The organism is Gordonia effusa NBRC 100432, assembly GCF_000241305.1.
In the GTDB taxonomy this organism is placed as follows: Bacteria; Actinomycetota; Actinomycetes; order Mycobacteriales; family Mycobacteriaceae; genus Gordonia; species Gordonia effusa.
In genome coordinates, this window is sequence record NZ_BAEH01000132.1 from 77,867 (window position 1) to 96,284 (window position 18,418).

The window sequence follows — 18,418 nt, forward strand, 5'->3', positions numbered from 1 at the left end:
GCGGTTCCCAGCAGCGTCGATTCCAGCTGGCTATTGGCGCCACAAACTGCGAGCTGGGGCAACGCAAGGGACCGCTGCCCTCGCCGGACACGACGACGCAGAGTTCAGCACTGCTGAAAACTGCAAACCCAGGCGACGCGAGGGAGATGTCACCTCATCGACTCTCCCGCCGCAGAGTTCAGCAGACTCAGACTCCGGCGCCGGCGACCAACGCGCGCACCATTAGCTCCCATTGCGCGGTCACCTCGAGTAGATCGAGCCCCAGTCCAGTCGTCATATGCGCGAGAGAAGCCGCTTCGAATGGCGCCTGGATGGCGATGGCGAGCACAGTTGTTTCGCTAACACCCAATTGCCGCAGCAACATCGTCACGTGCGCCGTCGACGCCGCCCAGACCGGATGCCGGAACCGTTCAACCCCGGATTCGTCAGCCTCCAGCAGCAGATCGAGGTGATCGGCATGCATCTGCAACCGTGCCCGCCCATAGGCCAGCAACCGATCGAGCGGCGGCGCCCCCGGCCCGAGCGGCGGCGGACCAGCGATAAACGCCTGCTGCAGTTCGGTTTCCGAATGATCGAGCAATGCGCGCATCAAACCGGTTCGGTTACCGAACCGGCGAAAAACGGTGCCTTTGCCGACACCCGCTTCGCGGGCCAGCGCGTCCATCGTCACCCCGGCGGCACCGTGCCGCTCGATGAGCGTCGCGGCAGCCTCCAGTAGCAAACGACGATTCCGCGCGGCATCCGCGCGCTCGCATTCGCTGGATATGGGCAGAGTGCTGCCGAGTTCTTGCATGTGATGAGCGTAACTGTTGACGGGGATGGGAATTAGTCGGACTGTGGTCCGGTTACTTCCAGTGTAGCGAAACCCATGCGACACCGGTTACAGATCGGTCGCCGCGACAACCACAAGACATAGGGGCCAGAGAATGAGCACTGACAGCACCGTCCAGATCGCCGTACTAGTCGGCAGCCTGCGTAAAGCATCGATCAACCGCCAACTGGCCGAGGTGGCTCGCGACAACGCCCCCGAAGGCGTGACGGTAAACATCGTCGACCTGCAAGAACTGCCCTTCTACAACGAAGACAATGACCCCGCGACGCCCGACGGCGAGGGTGCGACGCTGGCCGAATCCGTCGTCGCAGTCCGCGCCGCGGTCGGTGCAGCCGACGCCGTGTTGTTGGTCACCCCCGAATACAACGGCACCATCCCCGCCGTCTTGAAGAACGCCATCGACTGGCTGTCGCGTCCCTACGGCACCGGCGCCATCAAAGACAAGCCGGTCGGCGTCATCGGCGCAGCACTGGGCCGCTTCGGCGGCAAATGGTCGCGCGAAGACACCCGCAAGTCGGTCGGCATCGCCGGTGGTCGTGTTGTCGAAGAGGTCGAGGTCGGCATCACCACCGCTGATTTGACCGACGAGGGCGTTGGCCACGCCGACGTAGTCGCCCAGGTCCTCGTCGCCGTCTCACGTCTTGCCGGCGAAGTCAAAGTCAACGCCTAACCCTCGCCAACGCCGCTTCGGCCGGCACGCCGACATTCAGTTCGGCCTGTCGGCCGAGATCGGCATCGACGCTGCGTCCGGCGGCATACCGGCGTGGGCGACGAGAGCTTCGGTGCGCGACAGCATGGGACCCGCCGCCAGGAGTGAGAGCATCGGCCACGGCGCGAGTTGGTCGGCGTCATCTCCCAGCCCCAGTATTCCGCCAGCTTCGACGTCGTAGACGCCGTAGCGAATTCCATTGTCGGACACCAGGTATCTACTCTCCCGGCGCGGGCTGCCGGGTTCTATCCCGGTGATTCGCACATACCAACCGCAGCCCGGCCGAATTGCGATCTCGTCGACCGCGGGGCCGCTGCCGTCGGCGCCAACCGGGATAGTGACTCGTTGGTCGGGACCGACGGGAATTCGAGCGCCGAACCGTAGGGCCGACGACGTTTCCGCCTCGCCATGCCACTCGTGACATATCACGGGCGCCGCGGCGACATCGACGAGATGTGGTGCGACAGAGGGATAATGGGCGACGGGCAATGAGTCACGCACCGGCACTCCTACCAGCGTCGCCGGATTGATGGTCTGGATAACCGCGTCGTGATTTTGTGTTGCCGCCCCGCCGGCCAACAGCAAGATATCGGCGACTAGATTCGAAATACGTTGCACCCCGTCAGAAAGCGCGACGTAGAACGACCGCCGTTCGGCCGCGTCGACCGTCTTGAACACCGTTCCGACGGAGACACCCCCGCCCAGAATGCTCGCCGCGCCTATCCCCGATACGACCGGAACCACCAGGTCAGGCATTCGGGGCAAGCTGTTGAGCAGCGCCGAACTTACTGGGCGCGCAACGGTATTCTCCGCCCCGAGCGCCCGACGTACCGGCACACTCGCCGTGTCGACGCGAGCCCGGACCGGTCGCGATCGATCACCGGCCACCATGTGATAGACGAGATACGTTTCGCCGGAGACGCTCACCAGAGCGGCGCCACGCCCGGCACCACGATCGTCAGGTGTCAGGGCGCCGACGATGACTGTGGTCGTCCGCACCTCGACGTCGGCCCCACGCCCGCCGCTCCCATCACATACCGACCACTCCGATGCGCCGCGCGTTGGCGCGGGCAAAGAGCTTGGGGCGCCGGGTATTCCGAGCAATGGTCCGCGTGGATACTTCGCCAGCACCGATTCACCCACCGACTTCGGCGAAGCCGCCGTTCCGACGATGAGCCGGGCCGACGCAAGGTTGAGTACCGGATGCAATCGGTCATCGAGGCGGACGAACATCGCGCCACTGCTCTTACTCACCAGAATCGTCGAGTCGCCGACGTTCCCCTGTGGCCGGACCAGTCCATAGACGCCGCATCCGCCGAGTATCAGCAAGCCGATCAGTGCTCCGGCGAACAGTGCGTTGCGCTCCGAGCGCATCGGGTCGTGCAGCATTCGAACATCCCGGCGTACCAGCGCGTGCTCTTGGCGACGCAGCAAAAAGCGATACCCGTTGACCTGTGCCTTGGTCGTCAACTGACGTACCATTTCGCCCCCCTGAAACCGTGAATCAGATCCCCTGACCGGTGAAACGCCCGTTCCGGGCATGTTCGTGACCGACGTGGATTACCGTAGGCCACGTCGGTGCGCGACGCGGGACCTTTCACGGTTTTGCGCAAGGCCGCGATGGCACACGGGGCAGCAGGGGGCGGGAATGGACATGTCTATCCGATCGGGGCCGGCGCGGGTGCTGCTCGCAGTCGAAGCGGTACTCGCGACCGGACTAGTCATCTGGAGTGCCATCGGCGATGCCCGGGGTAGCTACGCCCTACTGGGCTGCGTCGCCGTCGGCCTACTCGCCGGGCTGCGTCCAGTGCGCAACTATTTCCATACCCGCTGGCGCCGTGCGCAATTCGATCTTCGCCGCGTTCGGCGCGACCCACACGACGTAGTGACGCGGGCCTTCGACGTCCCGCTCCCGAACCGATCGCGGCGCGACGGCGTCACCGAGCAGATGGGGGCCCGGTGGGTGGACGACACTTTGATCACGATGCTCGGCATTCATGCGGACCTGACCGTACCGACGACCCTCACCTGCAGCGGGGTTGTTCCGGACTACGCGGGTCAGACGCTGACCATGTGCACCATTGCCAACTGTCTCAACACCTTTGACATCTCCGTCGACTCGGTCGACCTCGTCAGCCATGGGCGTCGAACAGCTGGGCCGGGCCATATCGCGCGGATCTATCACGCCACGCTGGGACCGTTGCCGGCGGTTGCCGATCGAGTCACTTTCCTCGTTATCCGATTACGCCCAGCCGATTTCGCCGACGCCGTAGCCCGTCGGGGCGGTGGGTCGGTGGGCGCGGTGCGCGCCGCGGTCGTCACGACCCGTCGGATCACGGCGGCGCTGAATGACGCCGGGATCGCCGCTTCGATACTGACCGCCCGGCAAATCACCAATGCCACAATGTTTCTCACTGATGGGGTGCCGCCCGGTGCGTCTGATGAGACTTGGTCGCAACTGATCCATGACGACACCCGCACCCGGACGTTCGCAATCAACCCAGCCGACTTGCCGAAGATCGCCGCCTCGTCGGGATGGTCGCACGATGCACTGTCGACCACGCTAGCCTTGCGACTACGCCCTGGTTCACAACCTGGCCTATGCACGGGTCTCTTACGGGTGAACGAACACCCGACGTCGAATCGCGTTTTAGGAGAATCAGTCTCGGGACTAGTCCCCCTGCCCGGTCGACAATTCGAAGCTCTGTGCGCGACGCTGCCGGTCGCGTCCGCGTCGTGGCTGGACCGGAGTCTGGCGTGGGCGCCGCTGCCTACCATCGGCCCGCTGCAGATCGGAGGCTGCGGCCAGCTGATCGGTGCCGACGGCGCCGGTCGCGGCGTCGCCATCGCGCTGGCCGCAGCGCCCGCGGTGATAGTGGTCGGCCAACAACAGTGCGTATGGCAGGTGGTCTCGCGTGCTGTCGCCACCGGTATGACCGTGACGATCAGCACTGATCGTCGCGGCTATTGGGATCCGTTGGTCACAACCGTCGCCGACCACGGCGCACTTTCGTTCGATGGTCAACCGCAGGCATACCAACCATCACCGCATTTGCACGTCGTCGACGAAATCCCCGGTATGCCAATACAATTCACCGACGACACCGCCGACATGAACGTTACCCTGCTCTATGTCTTCGATGACGTCACTCGCGCCGCCCAATCATCCGTCCGAGCCACTATTCGGTTGATCCACGATCAGGTGTCGCCGGGGTATATCGATCTGGAGGTCGCTGGACACAGACGGCGCGTCTCGATCGTCACCACCCCCGAGGAGTGGCGAATGTTCGGCAGTCGTCCGGCTACCCAGCGGGCACCCATACGCAGATCGCCACTCCCGATCAGTCAGCTACCGGCGCAGCGGGAACCAACGCCCGAAAGAACGTCGCCTTTGCCGCTGCGGCCCGCACGGTAACGTCGGGATCGTCGTCGGCAATCCAAATCGCCTGTCCCGCATGGACAGTTGTCGTTCCACCGGTCACCGACCGCACCTCGATGGTCCCGCGCAACACCGCGAGTATCTGTGGGCCCGGCATGTCGAAGGAGATCGACGACGCGTGCCGTAGGCCGGTTCCGTCCAATTCGACCCTCGACAAACGGAATTCGCGCGCCTCGGTCAGATAGATCCGCTCCGCGTTGATCGTCCGAATCTGCGGTGCGAGGTCCTGCGGCGCCACCGGGCTGAAGTCCAAGACACGCAGGAGTTCGGGAACATCGATATGTTTGGGAGTCAATCCGCCGCGCAGTACGTTGTCCGAGTTGGCCATGATCTCCACGCCCGTGCCCTGCAAATAGGCGTGCAGATTACCGGCCGAAAGGTACAGTGCCTCACCGGGTTCGAGATGGATTCGGTTGAGCAGCAACGCCGCCAACACCCCCGGATCGCGTGGATACGATTCGCCGAGTTCGAGTAGCGTCTGTAACTCAGACCGAAACTCACTGTCCCCCTGCGCCAGCAGCGAGACCGCGGCATCGAGTACCGCCGGGACCAGTGTCGCGATCACTGCTTCGGGCAATGTGATCCACGTCGTGAACAATGCGCGCAGGCCGTTGCAATCCGGTTGTCCGGCAAGCATTCCCAAGTATGGGTCGAGTTCGGCGACCTGCAATTCGCGTAGTAGATCTACGGTCTGCGCCGGGTCACGAAAACCCGCCAGCGCATCGAATTCGGTGATCGCGACGATTACCTCGGGCTTATGCCAACCGTCGCGGTAATTACGCTCGGGCGCATCGGGCGCGAGGCCCAGGGCATTCTCACGCGCAAATCCCTCGGCCGCCTGCTCGGCGCTCGGGTGCGCCTGTAGTGATAACGGCTCGTCGGCGGCAAGGACTTTCAGCAGAAACGGCAATCGGGGACCGAACTCGGCCACCGCGGCGACACCCAGTGATTGAGTCGGATGCGCATCGATTTCAGCCAGCAACGTGGCCGGTTCGCCGTCGGTGTCCACACAGGTCGATGGGCCGGCCGGGTGCGCGCCGAACCATAATTCGGCCTCCGGATGTGGTGATGGCGTCGGCAAACCGCGGATGGCCGCTATCGATGTCCGAGACCCCCATGCGTACGGACGGACTACACCTTCGAGCAGTCTCATGCCCGTCCAGCTCCCAACAGTCGTAGATATACCGCCGCCATCTCCATTCGCAGCGTCACCACAAGGTAGCCCATCGTCTCGTCACGTCCGGCGACCGCCGTGTCCCCCGCATCGTTTGAATCGACGACGTCGACGAGGATTTCGGTGGCCAAATCTCCTACCCGCTGACGCGTATACCAATGCCGACCGGCCGAACTCACCACGAGTAGTTGCGGCATCCGGCCTATCGGACCGTCGAACTGTGGATCGTAGAAGATCGAATCAGCAGCGGATTCGCCGGTGCCCGACCGTATCAGCATCGCGCCCAGTGCGGCCGGCAGTGTCACTGCCGCGCCCGGTACCGCCGCCACGGTCGCGAAGATCACGCTGGCGCGTCGTGCCACAACGTCGGTCGAAGCATCGTCGCCGGCCCAAATAGTTTCGCGCTCTTGGACTTTCGACGCCAGAAGCTTCGCCTGGTTCCGGAAACCTTCGCGATCGGGATGGTTGGCAGCGGCTTCGGCGTCGAGTGCGGTGGCAAGGTCGTCGAAATCGATGACCGCGCCGGTGGTGCGGACCGCCGTGAGCGCCGCACATACCGCGAGTAGTCCCGCCACCAGCCCGCAAAACCGGAACTCGGCCGGGACGTTGACTCGTGGTGACAGATCGATGACGCGGCCGGCGACCGCGTCACGGAGCGGCCCTTCCAACGGAGCCAGGGTGACGACCTCGGCACGACGGCGGGCGCCGCGAGCTCCAGCGTCGATGAGTGCCGGGTCACCGGCGTCGTCACCGGCCAGTACAACGACGTCGAGCGGGCCGATCCAGCCCGGCAAGGTCGGAATGACGACAATCGGAACGTCGACTCGGGCGCCAATCGCCGCGACCACGAAATCCACCGCATCCGCACCGACCGCCGATGCGCCGGTCACGATCACAAGACTGCGCGGACGCAGTTCAGCCAGGCAATCGAGTACACCTTCGCGACGTGCTTCGGCGATTGCCCTGACCTGGGCGCCAGCGAGTGCCACAGCTTGCAACAGTCCGTCGCGGTCGGCGGACAACAATTCCTCGACGTCATCGAGGTCAGCGGTGTCAGAGCGCATACGTCTCAGCGTATCGACTCGACTGCCGATCTAGTCGACGGGATCGGGAAGTACTCGCAGATGCCCGCGTTGGCCCGGTCGCGGCTTGACCGGCGCGCGATGGCGGCCACTCTCGGCTGTTCCCATCCGATCGAAGCGGGCATTGGCACTCTGCGACGTCGAGCGATGCAGCGGCAAGTCGTCGAGACCGTCGAGGGGCACGCTGCCGACCGCCGCGCCGGATTCTCGGACCGCTTCGGCCAACGCGGTCAGTTCCAGATCCTCTGGCGGCGCGCTGAACGTGCGTTCGCTGCGGAGCATTTCCCAACCGCGGGGCACGGTGATGGTCGCGGCGTGCTCGGCGCACAGATCCCACGCATGGGGTTCGGGATTAGTCGACAACGGCCCGATCACCGCGGTTGACTCGGCGTAGACGAAGGTCAGTGTCGCGACGGCGGCACGCGAGCAGCCCGGACGGCGGCACTGACGAGGAGAACTCACCCGTAGAGGTTATCCCGTGGATCACCCCAGAGGGTCGCTGACACACCGTCGAAGGGCTTAACCTCACCGATTTGCCCGAGTGGATCTACACTCCATATCCATGCCCAGCCGTCGCAGTTCTCGCGTGCAACCACTCGCGCGGCCGTCGACGCAGCAGACACCGCGGCGTCGGCGCGATCGACACGGCCGTGGCTTGCGCAGTCCCCTGTTGCCGCAAGCGGTACCGGCATGGCGATCCCGGTCGGACGCCTTCGACGCCGTCGCACTTGAGGCATTCGCCGACATCGATCTTCGCTGGCGCGAACGACTAACCGGACTCGACGTCGCGGTCGACGACATCCCCCGGATGCTGCCGCGAGACACTGAACGCGTCGAATGGCCCGAGGAGGTCACCGCGGACGGAAATGTACCGCTGGCGCGGCTAATTCATGCGGGTATCGACACCGAAGGCAGCCCGACGAGGGCGCATATCATTCTGTTTAGACGTCCGTTGGAGAGCCGCGCGAAACGCGGCGACGACCTACTCGACCTGGTACACGAGGTACTGGTACAGCAAATCGCGACCTATCTCGGCGTCGATGAAGAGACAGTCGACCGCGGTCCCGACGAGTAATACCGATCTCGCCAATCGCGAGAAGGTCAGCCAGCCGCGACCGCTTTAGATAATGCCGCGCTTGAGCCGGCGGCGTTCTCGCTCAGAGAGACCGCCCCAGATACCAAAGCGCTCGTCGTTGTGGAGAGCGAACTCAAGGCATTCCGGTTTGACCTCGCACCCTTGGCAGATGCGTTTGGCCTCGCGGGTTGAACCACCCTTCTCGGGGAAGAATGCTTCGGGATCTGTCTGCGCACACAACGCGCGCTCTTGCCACTGCTCCTCGACCGCATCAAACAGTTCATCAAAGTCGTTGGGTACCAACGACAAGTGGTTACGAGCCCCCAATGCATCCGCACCGCTGTCGGCGGGCTGCAACGGAGTGTGGAACTCATGGGTACTGCTGTGCGGTTCAAGGGCATTGCCGATGCGGTTCTCGAAAGCCATCGCCGGCGCCTCCTTGGAAGTATCGTTTTCGTCAATCACAACTGGTCACTTTTGACACCCACCCGTGTCGTTTCTGGCACTAGCACAACTTCTCCACTCGCACGTTAGCGTCTAGGCCTAAACCCAACATCCGATACTTCGAACAAATTGTCGAATATGTTGCTAGACAGCAAAGTCTCACACAACATTCTCGATATCGAAAACCGGAATGACACTGTTGTTATTAGATACTCGCTAGGGTACCCAGGTCAAGCCAAAGTGGAAAATTTGCTTTATACCACCGACTTTCGGTAAAAACCGGACTCGACACGTACTTGAGGTCGGCTTGTGGCGGAGCAGGCAGCGCCGCCACGAACGACCCACACTACAGTGAATCTTCGTGAAGGTGACTGTGCTTGTCGGCGGCGTTGGCGGGGCTCGATTCCTACTGGGGGTTCGAGAACTGCTCGGCGCGACGCCATTCCCGCCGCCCGACTCCGAAAGCCACGCGGCGGCCCATGAAATCACGGCGATCGTAAACGTCGGCGATGACGCGTGGATGCACGGCGTACGCATCTGCCCCGACCTCGACACATGTATGTACACCCTCGGCGGCGGCATCGATGCCGAACGCGCGTGGGGACGCCAGGGCGAAACCTGGCATGCCAAAGAAGAACTCGCGGCCTACGGAGCCGATCCCGATTGGTTCGGCCTCGGCGATCGTGACCTCGCTACCCATCTCATTCGGACCCAGATACTCGAGGCCGGATTCCGACTCGCTGACGTGACCGCGGCACTGTCCAAGCGCTGGCAGCCCGGCGTGCGACTACTGCCGGCTACCGAGGACCGGCACGAGACGCATGTCGTGGTGACCAAACCCGGCGGCGACGATGACGAGCAGGTAGCCATCCACTTCCAGGAATGGTGGGTCCGCCATCGCGCACAAATCCCGACATTCGGCTTCGCCCAGGTGGGGTCGGAAGCAAAACCTGGCCCCGGCGTGGTCGACGCCATCGCCGACGCCGATCTCGTCCTATTCGCTCCCAGCAACCCGGTTGTGTCGATCGGCGCGATCATGAGTGTGCCCGGACTACGTGCGGCACTGCGGAATACGGCCGCACCCGTGGTTGGCATCTCGCCCGTCATCGACAACAAGCCGTTACGCGGCATGGCCGATGAATGCCTCACCGTAATCGGTGTCGAAACCACGGCGCAGGCCATCGCCGAACACTACGGCGCTCGCAGCGGCAACGGACTCATCGACGGCTGGCTGATCGCCGACGGCGACTCGGCGCAGGTCGACGGCATCGCCATCGGTACCGCGCCGCTACTGATGACCGATCCGGCGACTACCGCGAAAATGGTTGTGGCAGCGGCAGAACTCGTCGGCGTCACGATGCCGGAGACAATCCAGTGACCGGAGCTATCGCCGATCACCGGGCGGCGGGCGAACTGCGAATCCTGCCGGTAACCGGGCTCGGCGAATTCGGCCCCGGTTCCGACGTCGCCGCGCAGATCGCCTCGGCCGCACCGTGGCTCGCCGATGACGACATCGTGGTAATCACCAGCAAGATCTTCTCCAAAACCGAGGGGCGGATGGTGCCCGCACCGACAGACCCCGACGAGCGCGATGCCTTGCGGCGCAAGCTGGTCGAACAAGAGTCTGTCCGCGTGCTGGCGCGTAAGAACCGCACGTTGATCACCGAGAACGCCTACGGACTGGTCCAGGCGGCGGCGGGAGTCGACGGATCGAATGTGCCATCGGACCAATTGGCCCTGCTGCCAGTCGATCCCGATGCCAGTGCCGCACGAACCCGGAGCTCTCTGCTGCGCGAACACGGGCTCGATGTCGCTGTCGTCGTGACGGACACGATGGGTCGCGCGTGGCGCACCGGTCAGATCGACGTCGCAATCGGTGCCGCCGGAATCGCAGTCAGCCATCCGTATGAGGGCGGCGTCGACGAATACGGAAATCCGTTGATAGTCACCGACATCGCGGTCGCTGATGAAATTGCTGCGGCGGCTGACCTCGTGAAGGGAAAACTCGCCGGTGTACCGGTCGCCGTGATTCGCGGCCTCACGCCTCGCGACAACGGCTCGACCGCCCGAGCGCTGGTGAGACCCGGAGACGAGGATCTGTTCCGTCTGGGGACCGATGAGGCACTCGCACAGGGCCGCACCGAGGCGCTGCTGACCCGACGGTCGGTGCGACGGTTCGTCGAAGGCGCGGTGGACGAGGCGGTGATGAACGCGGCCTTCGCCGATGCACTGACGGCGCCGGCGCCGCATCACACGCATCCGGTCCGCTTCGTATGGGTCCGCGACAGCGCCAGGCGTCGTAACATGCTCGACGCGATGGCTGATTCGTGGCGCACCGATCTCACCGGCGATGCCAAGACACCCGAGTCAATCGAGAAGCGGCTGCGCCGTGGCCAAATCCTTTACGATGCACCGGAACTCGTTGTCCCGTGCCTTGTTCCCGACGGAGTGCACGACTACCCCGACGCGCGACGTCGGGCGGCCGAACACACTATGTTCACCGTCGCCACGGGCGCTGCCGTACAGGGACTGTTGGTCGCACTGTCGGTGCGCGGCGTCGGCAGTTGCTGGGTGGGGTCGACGATTTTCGCTCCGGACGTCGTGCGATCGACACTGGAACTCGACGATGACTGGGAACCGTTGGGAGCCGTAGCGATCGGGTACCCCGAAGAACCGCTGACACCGCGACCACCCGCGCCGATCGATCAGTGGGTAGTGCGGCGATGACCGACACCTCGGGTCGGTTGTTGGCGCAGTCCGCCGTCAACTTGCTGTCGGAGTGGTCGACATCCGACGTCGAGCAGGACTCACTGCGGCACACCTACCTGGCGTTTGTCGCCGCGAATCCTGATGCGTGCCTTCGTCGTTCGCCGTCGGGGCATCTGACGGCGTCAGCGCTCGTGCTCGACGCCCAGGGCACGCACACGTTGTTGACATTGCATCCGCGGATTGGGCGGTGGGTGCAGCTGGGCGGGCATATGGAGCCGGCCGATCCGTCGGTCGACGCCGCGGCGCTGCGTGAGGCGACCGAAGAATCGGGATTGTCGGGGCTGCGGCTCGCCGGGTCACCGCGGACCGGCCGCCCGTCGATCGCGCGGCTGCACACACATCCGATCACGTGTTCCCTGGGTGTACCCACGCGCCATCTCGACGTGCAGTTCTGCGCTGTGGCGCAACGGGATTCGTCGGGCGAGCTGCCACAGCCGATACGCAGTGACGAATCGGTCGACCTGGCCTGGTGGCCGGTCGACGCATTGCCCGCAGACGCGGACACGGCGACGTTGACGCCATTGATAGCGGCGGCCGTGGCGTTGGTTCAGGGGTAGTTAGCTGAAACCTGCGAGGTCAGTATCGGCGAGGGAACAGTCCCCAGCCCGACGTCAGACCACAGACTTCAGCCCAGTAGGCGGAAATGTAAGTCAGGCAACATGATCGGCTAGCCGCCTGCTCGTCGTCCTTGCTCGGACGAAGTCCGCTACGGTGCGTTGAGTCGATGTCCAGAGCGAGTTGGTCTTTCGTATCACCGTCTCGATACGCGCAAGCTCGCTTCCGCTACTCGACCGACGAATGCGGTGCAGCCACCCAACACCACAGCGCTCCTCGACCGACAAATGCGGTGCGACCGCACAGCACCACAGGCAGTGCTCGACCGATGTGGGGCTGCCTCCGCATAACGTCGCCACAGTGCTACTCGTCCGACGAGGGGATGCTGCCCCATCCCCTACCCGATCCGAACGCCCTTGCCCACGGTCACGATCCCGCCCGGACTGACCGCGTAATGCTGCCGATCGTGCTCAAGATTCACACCCAACTGCGCTCCGTCTGCGATCACCACATTCTTGTCCAAGATCGCGTTACGCACGACGGCACCGGCGCCGATACGCACGCCCGGCATCAGCACACTGCCCTGCACCACGGCACCGTCACCGACGGTGATGTTGGAACTGAGAACCGAATTGCTCACCGTTGCCGCAGAGACGATCGACCCCGCCCCGACGACGGAATCCTGGGCGAGCCCGCCCCGCACGAATTTGGCCGGCGGTAGGTTATGCGTCTCGCCGCGGATCGGCCATCGACGGTTGTAGAGATTGAAGACCGGATGGATCGACACCAAATCCATGTGAGCGTCGTAAAACGCGTCCAAGGTCCCGACGTCGCGCCAGTAACCCTTGTCGCGATCAGTAGCTCCGGGTACCTCGTTGTCCTTGAAGTCGTAGACATTGGCCTCACCGCGCTTGACGAAGGCGGGAATGATGTCGCCGCCCATGTCGTGGTCGGAGTCCGGATCGGCGGCGTCGGCCCGGATGGCCTCGATCAACGCTTCGGTGGTGAACACATAATTTCCCATCGACGCGAAGGTGGCGTCAGGGTCGTCCGGGGTACCGGGTGGATCGCTCGGCTTCTCCAAGAACTGCGTGATGCGGCCGGTGTCATCGGCGTCGATGCAACCGAAGGCGAATGCTTCCGACCGCGGCACGCGAATCCCAGCGACAGTCACGCCGGCGCCGGAAGCTATGTGCGCGTTGACCATTTGCGAGGGATCCATGCGATAGACGTGGTCGGCGCCGAATACCACGATGTACTCGGGCTCTTCGTCGTACACCAGATTCAGCGACTGAAAGATCGCGTCGGCACTTCCGGTGTACCAGCGCGGGCCGAGCCTCTGCTGCGCCGGAACCGAGGTGATGTACTCCCCGTGAAAACCCGACGACCACCACGTCTGCGAGATGTGCCGGTCGAGTGAATGCGATTTGTACTGCGTCAGCACACAAATGCGTTCATAACCGGCGTTGACCAGATTGGAGAGTACGAAGTCGATCAGCCGATACGCACCCCCAAATGGCACAGCCGGTTTGGCGCGATCGGCAGTAAGCGGATAGAGCCGCTTGCCTTCGCCGCCGGCCAGAACGATTCCGAGCACATTGGGTCCAGAACTCACCCGTTCAACCTATCCGGACACCGTCGCACCGGCCACCGCGCGGCCGAAACTGGCGAGTATTTCTTCTCGGCCGGGACACGGCTCGACCAACTGCCGCGCGCATCGCGATGCGGGGAGATAGCGTCGTGGTATGACTTTCCCCGCCGACGGCCGCTCGCCGAAAGTCGCAGTACTTACTCGCGAATACCCGCCGGAAGTCTATGGCGGGGCGGGCGTTCACGTTACCGAACTGGTCCGTAACCTGCGCGCGCTCACCGATGTCGACGTACACGCGATGGGCGCCCCACGCGACACCGCCTTCACCTATCGGCCAGACCCCGCCCTCGCCGACGCCAATACCGCGATAGCCACCTTGTCGGCTGATCTGCGTATGACCTCCGCGCTCGCCAACGCCGACGTTGTGCATTCGCACACCTGGTACACCGGCCTCGCCGGGCATTTGTCGAGCCTGCTCTATTCCATTCCGCATGTGGTCACCGCGCATTCACTTGAACCCTCCCGACCGTGGAAAGCCGAACAACTTGGCGGCGGCTATCAGGTGTCGAGTTGGTCCGAACGCAATGCGATGGAATACGCGGCTGCGGTGATAGCGGTCAGTACCGGCATGCGCGACGAAGTGTGCACCACCTACCCCCGCATCACACCGGACCGAGTTCACGTGGTGCGCAATGGTATTGACACCACGCAGTGGTACCCCGTCGACGATCCGTTCGCGCCCGGGTCGGTGTTGACCGCCCACAGTGTGGACCCGACCCGCCCGATCGTTGCCTTTGTCGGGCGGATCGCCCGGCAGAAGGGGGTCGCGCATCTGGTCCGCGCCGCCGCTCGGTTTGACCCCGACGTTCAGCTCGTCCTCTGCGCCGGCGCACCGGACACGGCGGAATTGGCCGCCGAGGTCGCCGCCGAGGTCGCGACACTCAACGCCCAGCGCTCGGGCGTATTTTGGATTCAGGAAATGCTCCCTGGAGCCGGTCTTCGCGAAATACTAAGTGCGGCAACGGTATTTGTTTGCCCGTCGGTGTACGAGCCGTTAGGCATCGTCAATCTCGAAGCGATGGCATGTGGCACCGCCGTCGTCGCTTCAGCTGTCGGCGGTATCCCGGAGGTCGTCGACGACGGCGTGACCGGGACGTTGGTGCCTTACGACCGAGCCGATCCCACAGGTTTTGAAGTCGCCTTCGCCGATGCGGTCAACGCGGTGGTTGCGTCACCGACGCGGGCAGCGGCGATGGGTGAGCGCGGCCGGATCCGGGCGCGTGACGAATTTTCCTGGGAGAGGATCGCGGAACAGACACTCGACGTCTATCGAGCTGTGCTGTAACACCATTCATCGTCGACGCAAGGTTGTCACTCGCACGGCGACGGTCACCGATACGCTCGACTCGGCCGCGAATACGCCTGCACGCGAAGTAATCTCGTCGATGGAGGTATGAAAAGCACTGGGCCCCATGGCGACCAGGTCGGCAATCTGCCCCGACGAGACTTGCGCCCGGTACCGCACGACCTCCGAGGACACCTCACTGAACTGCTCCGCGGTCGCGGACAGCAGTCCGTCGTACTTATCCTCGCCAACGCGCAACATACCCATCGGCTCGATCAATTCCCGCAGGTGCGCCGGCTCCGGCGCCACGACGACGAGGTGCCCTCCATCGCGCAGCACCCTCGCGAAATCCGCCACATTGCGGGGCGCGAAGACCGAGAGGATTGTCCGCACCGATAGATCAGCCACCGGCAGCCGCGACCAGGCATCGGCGACGACCCCGGCAAGGCGGGGATGCGCGCGTGCCGTCGAGCGGGCACAGGCCTTGGACAGATCGATTCCAATCCCGGCTGCCGACGGTAGCCGGTCCAAACAGGCCGCGGTGTATTGCCCGGTCCCCGACCCGACATCGAGCAGCATCGGTGCCGGTTCGCCAGCACCGATAGAAATATGTGCGACCTGGTCGGCGACGCTGCTGCGCAATCGCGCGAACGGACCGTCGTCGCTCAGGACTCTCGACCGAGCTGCAACCATGTCAGCTGTATCGGACACCAGGCCGCGTTGCGCTCCGGTCAATAGCGCGACATACCCCTGCCGCGCGACGTCGAAGCGATGACCACGTGGACAACCCAACACACCCGGCGAGCCATCGTCGCGGACTGCTACGACGGTCAGTTCCCCCGTACATACCGGGCAGGTCAGCGATCGAGTGACCCGCGTGAGCGGATCAGTCAGCCGGTAACTCCACGCAGCTCTTCACCGAGGGCCGCTGCCTCGTCGGGAGTCAGCTCAACCACCAGGCGCCCGCCTCCCTCGATGGGGATTCGGACGACGATGCCGCGTCCTTCCTTGGCCGCTTCCATCGGGCCGTCACCGGTACGTGGCTTCATCGCCGCCATTGCCGAACTCCCTCCTCTGACCGCGATGGGGGCGGCCATGTGATCTTCGGTAGTGTCCCGCAGGCAAAACCCGCAGGACACCACATCAATCATACTCGGTAGTCAGTTCCGGTCGTCGTTGGCCTGCGCCGACGCCTGACCGGCCGCGCCGTCGGCTGCCTCGCGTGCCTGAAGTGTCTGAGTGAGACTGCGTAGCTCGTCGAGTTCGCGAGCCAGCTTCTCCAACGTCCAATCCACGTCCGACTGGCGGTATCCACGCGCGACCAGCCGAAAACGCACCGCGCGGACATCATCGCCGGTAATACCCTCGCGAGGCAGACGGGTAAGCGTCGTACCCGGTTCCAGCGGCGGCAGATCTTCGGCGCGACCGAACACGAACCACACCACCACGAACAGCACCGACACCACGACCGCCATGATGAGCAGGTACAACAGGAGCGTCGTCATGGCTTCTATCGTGTCATGCGAGTCGACTCGCGACGGGAACGACCGGCCGACGTCGGCATCACGGTTGCCATCGGCGGTCGATCAGCGAGGTTGACCTCGGTATCGGATCGTACGAACTGCGGAATACCTTCCAGCTGCGCCGAAGCTGCGGATTCGTCGCCGTCGATCTCCACGAACTGCGTCAGGGCAGCCCCCGAATCCCTCACCCCACATCGACCCAGCAGCACCCCGACGATCTGTCGACTCATAACACCCAACTCGGTAAGTTTGCGGTTGCGATGTTTGCGCACACCCAGATTGACCTGAGCGATCGCGTCGATGCCGCAGCGGTCGTATGCGTCGATGAGTAGACCGATCTCGACGCCGTAACCGGGAGCGAAGGCCACCGAACTCAGCAATTCGCGGGTGCCCCCGTATTCCCCGCCGAGTGGTTGGATGATGGCGCCCAGCTCCGGCTTGAGCGACGAAAGAAGCGGTCGTGCAACGAGTTCGGTGACCCGGCCACCGCCACCTTCGTCACGGTTCTCGCCGATCCGCAAGGGTCGGCGGTAGTACGCCTTCACCAGTTGGACCGCGCGATCGTTCAGGAGCGGACCGAGCAGCCTTGGTACGAACATCGGATCGGGATCGATGAGGTCGGAGTCGATGAAAACGATGAGGTCACCGGTGGTCGCGGCAATCGATCGCCACAGCACCTCACCCTTGCCGGGCACTGGGGCGACCGACGGCACCGCTTCTTCTCGCGTCACCACCCGGGCGCCAGCGGCGGTTGCCCGTTGCGCGGTCGCATCGGTGGAGCCCGAATCCATCACCACCAGCTCGTCGACGAGACCGCCTAACAGCGGTCGGATGGACGACACCACATCCCCGACGGTGGCTTCCTCGTTGAGTGCGGGCAGAACCACCGAAACGGTCCGCCCATCCTTGGCGGCCACCAGAGCGTCGATCTGTGCCCAATCGATGACCCGCGGTCGGGTATCACTCACGCGAGCCCCCGCACCGTGCGGACCGGCGACCGCTGCCCGGAGATGGCCGCGACCATGTCGACCACACGCCGCGTCTGCGCAACTTCGTGAACCCGGAACACCCGGGCACCATGTTCGGCGGCCAATGCGGTCGCCGCGAGTGAGCCTTCTACCCGTTCACGCAAGTCGACGCCCAGCGTCTCCCCCACAAAGTCCTTGTTGCTCAACGCCATAAGTACGGGCCGGCCGGTAGCGACGAGCGCGTCGACATGTCGCAACAGCGCCAATCCGTGATGCGTGTTCTTACCGAAGTCATGCGTCGGGTCGATGAGAATCGAGTCCGCGGGTACACCGGCTTCTTCGGCGCGGTCGGCGGCAGCTGCGAGTTCGGCGACCACCTCACCCACGACGTCGGGATAGCGAACGCGATGCGGGCGCGTACGCGGTATCGCACCGCCGGTGTGGGAACAGACGATCCCAACCTGGTGTGCCGCCGCCACTTTCACCAAGTCCGGATCGGCGCCCGCCCACGTGTCGTTGATCAGATCAGCGCCCGCCGCACATGCCGCGTCGGCGACCTCGGCGCGCCAGGTATCGACGCTGATCAACAGGTCCGGGAAGGTCTGCCGGACCCACCCGACGAACGGCACGACGCGGGCGGCTTCGGCCGCCGCGTCGACGTCGACTCCCGGCCCGGCCTTCACTCCCCCGATGTCGACGATGTCGGCGCCGTCCGACACCACCTCGGTGACGCGGGCCTGCGCCGCCTCGTCAGCAAAACTCGCCCCGGCGTCATAGAAGGAATCCGGCGTCCGATTGACGATCGCCATCACCAGTGCCCGATCCGATGCCACCGGCCGACCGCATAGGGTCCGCGTCGTCGAACTCGTCATAGGCCCGAGGGTAATGGAAGCATTCGACGAGTCGACGATC

Annotated in this window: 19 protein-coding genes; 7 read left to right on the top strand and 12 right to left on the bottom strand. The window is 64.2% G+C overall.

Going from position 1 to position 18,418, the window contains the following annotated elements:
* Nucleotides 1-187: 187 nt before the first annotated feature.
* The gene (locus GOEFS_RS22095) at nucleotides 188-793 is read right to left on the bottom strand and encodes a TetR/AcrR family transcriptional regulator (protein WP_007320182.1); all 606 of its coding nucleotides are present in this window, start codon (nucleotides 791-793) and stop codon (nucleotides 188-190) included.
* Between the two features lie 133 nt (nucleotides 794-926).
* Between GOEFS_RS22095 and GOEFS_RS22100 the strand changes: the two genes are divergently transcribed.
* Nucleotides 927-1,502 (top strand): NAD(P)H-dependent oxidoreductase, encoded by a 576-nt coding sequence (locus GOEFS_RS22100; protein ID WP_007320183.1) that lies wholly within the window; start codon nucleotides 927-929, stop codon nucleotides 1,500-1,502.
* Between the two features lie 36 nt (nucleotides 1,503-1,538).
* Here GOEFS_RS22100 and eccB read toward each other — a convergent pair whose 3' ends face one another.
* Complete coding sequence (eccB, locus tag GOEFS_RS22105) at nucleotides 1,539-3,023, bottom strand: type VII secretion protein EccB (protein ID WP_007320184.1); 1,485 nt, start codon at nucleotides 3,021-3,023, stop codon at nucleotides 1,539-1,541.
* 172 nt (nucleotides 3,024-3,195) lie between these two features.
* On the opposite strand from eccB, the gene eccE reads away from it, so the two are divergent.
* On the top strand, nucleotides 3,196-4,956 hold the full coding sequence (gene eccE / locus GOEFS_RS22110) for a type VII secretion protein EccE (RefSeq protein ID WP_170323216.1): 1,761 nt from the start codon (nucleotides 3,196-3,198) through the stop codon (nucleotides 4,954-4,956).
* On the opposite strand, the gene manA is transcribed toward eccE, so the two are convergent.
* From manA to GOEFS_RS22125, 3 genes are read right to left on the bottom strand one after another with little or no spacing between them, the layout of a single operon-like run.
* The gene (gene manA, locus GOEFS_RS22115; protein ID WP_007320186.1) at nucleotides 4,883-6,133 is read right to left on the bottom strand and encodes a mannose-6-phosphate isomerase, class I; all 1,251 of its coding nucleotides are present in this window, start codon (nucleotides 6,131-6,133) and stop codon (nucleotides 4,883-4,885) included. The genes eccE and manA overlap by 74 nt on opposite strands.
* Entirely contained in the window at nucleotides 6,130-7,218 is a 1,089-nt protein-coding gene (locus tag GOEFS_RS22120; protein ID WP_007320187.1) for a hypothetical protein, read from the bottom strand. The genes manA and GOEFS_RS22120 overlap by 4 nt, the downstream gene beginning before the upstream one ends.
* Nucleotides 7,219-7,248: 30 nt before the next feature.
* Nucleotides 7,249-7,698, bottom strand: a complete 450-nt coding sequence (locus tag GOEFS_RS22125; RefSeq protein WP_007320188.1) for a DUF3499 domain-containing protein — start codon at nucleotides 7,696-7,698, stop codon at nucleotides 7,249-7,251.
* A 100-nt stretch (nucleotides 7,699-7,798) separates the two neighbouring features.
* Between GOEFS_RS22125 and GOEFS_RS22130 the strand changes: the two genes are divergently transcribed.
* Entirely contained in the window at nucleotides 7,799-8,311 is a 513-nt protein-coding gene (locus GOEFS_RS22130) for a metallopeptidase family protein (protein WP_083837399.1), read from the top strand.
* A 45-nt stretch (nucleotides 8,312-8,356) separates the two neighbouring features.
* Here GOEFS_RS22130 and GOEFS_RS22135 read toward each other — a convergent pair whose 3' ends face one another.
* Nucleotides 8,357-8,737, bottom strand: coding sequence for a WhiB family transcriptional regulator (locus GOEFS_RS22135; RefSeq protein WP_007320190.1), 381 nt, complete (start codon nucleotides 8,735-8,737; stop codon nucleotides 8,357-8,359).
* A gap of 379 nt (nucleotides 8,738-9,116) precedes the next feature.
* On the opposite strand from GOEFS_RS22135, the gene cofD reads away from it, so the two are divergent.
* From cofD to GOEFS_RS22150, 3 genes are read left to right on the top strand one after another with little or no spacing between them, the layout of a single operon-like run.
* Nucleotides 9,117-10,133 carry a 2-phospho-L-lactate transferase gene (gene cofD, locus GOEFS_RS23705; RefSeq protein WP_040525958.1) on the top strand — a complete coding sequence of 339 codons (1,017 nt, stop codon included), beginning with the start codon at nucleotides 9,117-9,119 and terminating at the stop codon, nucleotides 10,131-10,133.
* On the top strand, nucleotides 10,130-11,482 hold the full coding sequence (locus GOEFS_RS22145) for a coenzyme F420-0:L-glutamate ligase (protein ID WP_007320192.1): 1,353 nt from the start codon (nucleotides 10,130-10,132) through the stop codon (nucleotides 11,480-11,482). Before cofD ends, GOEFS_RS22145 begins: the two co-directional genes overlap by 4 nt.
* A complete protein-coding gene (locus tag GOEFS_RS22150) occupies nucleotides 11,479-12,081 on the top strand; it encodes an NUDIX hydrolase (protein ID WP_007320193.1) in 603 nt (200 codons plus the stop codon). Before GOEFS_RS22145 ends, GOEFS_RS22150 begins: the two co-directional genes overlap by 4 nt.
* A gap of 395 nt (nucleotides 12,082-12,476) precedes the next feature.
* Here the strand turns inward: GOEFS_RS22150 and glgC are convergent, their stop codons facing one another.
* The gene (glgC, locus tag GOEFS_RS22155) at nucleotides 12,477-13,694 is read right to left on the bottom strand and encodes a glucose-1-phosphate adenylyltransferase (RefSeq protein ID WP_007320194.1); all 1,218 of its coding nucleotides are present in this window, start codon (nucleotides 13,692-13,694) and stop codon (nucleotides 12,477-12,479) included.
* 130 nt (nucleotides 13,695-13,824) lie between these two features.
* Between glgC and glgA the strand changes: the two genes are divergently transcribed.
* Complete coding sequence (gene glgA / locus GOEFS_RS22160) at nucleotides 13,825-15,015, top strand: glycogen synthase (RefSeq protein ID WP_007320195.1); 1,191 nt, start codon at nucleotides 13,825-13,827, stop codon at nucleotides 15,013-15,015.
* Nucleotides 15,016-15,021: 6 nt separating this feature from the next.
* Here the strand turns inward: glgA and GOEFS_RS22165 are convergent, their stop codons facing one another.
* The 5 genes from GOEFS_RS22165 to folP all read right to left on the bottom strand — a co-directional run bounded on the left by GOEFS_RS22165 (nucleotide 15,022) and on the right by folP (nucleotide 18,378).
* The gene (locus GOEFS_RS22165; protein ID WP_373278243.1) at nucleotides 15,022-15,909 is read right to left on the bottom strand and encodes a methyltransferase domain-containing protein; all 888 of its coding nucleotides are present in this window, start codon (nucleotides 15,907-15,909) and stop codon (nucleotides 15,022-15,024) included.
* Nucleotides 15,906-16,073: a DUF3117 domain-containing protein gene (locus GOEFS_RS23005; RefSeq protein ID WP_007320197.1), complete on the bottom strand. Its 168-nt coding sequence runs from the start codon at nucleotides 16,071-16,073 to the stop codon at nucleotides 15,906-15,908. The genes GOEFS_RS22165 and GOEFS_RS23005 overlap by 4 nt, the downstream gene beginning before the upstream one ends.
* Before the next feature lie 102 nt (nucleotides 16,074-16,175).
* A complete protein-coding gene (locus GOEFS_RS22170) occupies nucleotides 16,176-16,520 on the bottom strand; it encodes a DivIVA domain-containing protein (RefSeq protein WP_007320198.1) in 345 nt (114 codons plus the stop codon).
* Nucleotides 16,521-16,525: 5 nt separating this feature from the next.
* Nucleotides 16,526-17,506, bottom strand: coding sequence for a glucosyl-3-phosphoglycerate synthase (locus tag GOEFS_RS22175; protein WP_007320199.1), 981 nt, complete (start codon nucleotides 17,504-17,506; stop codon nucleotides 16,526-16,528).
* A complete protein-coding gene (gene folP / locus GOEFS_RS22180; RefSeq protein ID WP_040525959.1) occupies nucleotides 17,503-18,378 on the bottom strand; it encodes a dihydropteroate synthase in 876 nt (291 codons plus the stop codon). The genes GOEFS_RS22175 and folP overlap by 4 nt, the downstream gene beginning before the upstream one ends.
* Between the last annotated feature and the right edge of the window lie 40 nt (nucleotides 18,379-18,418).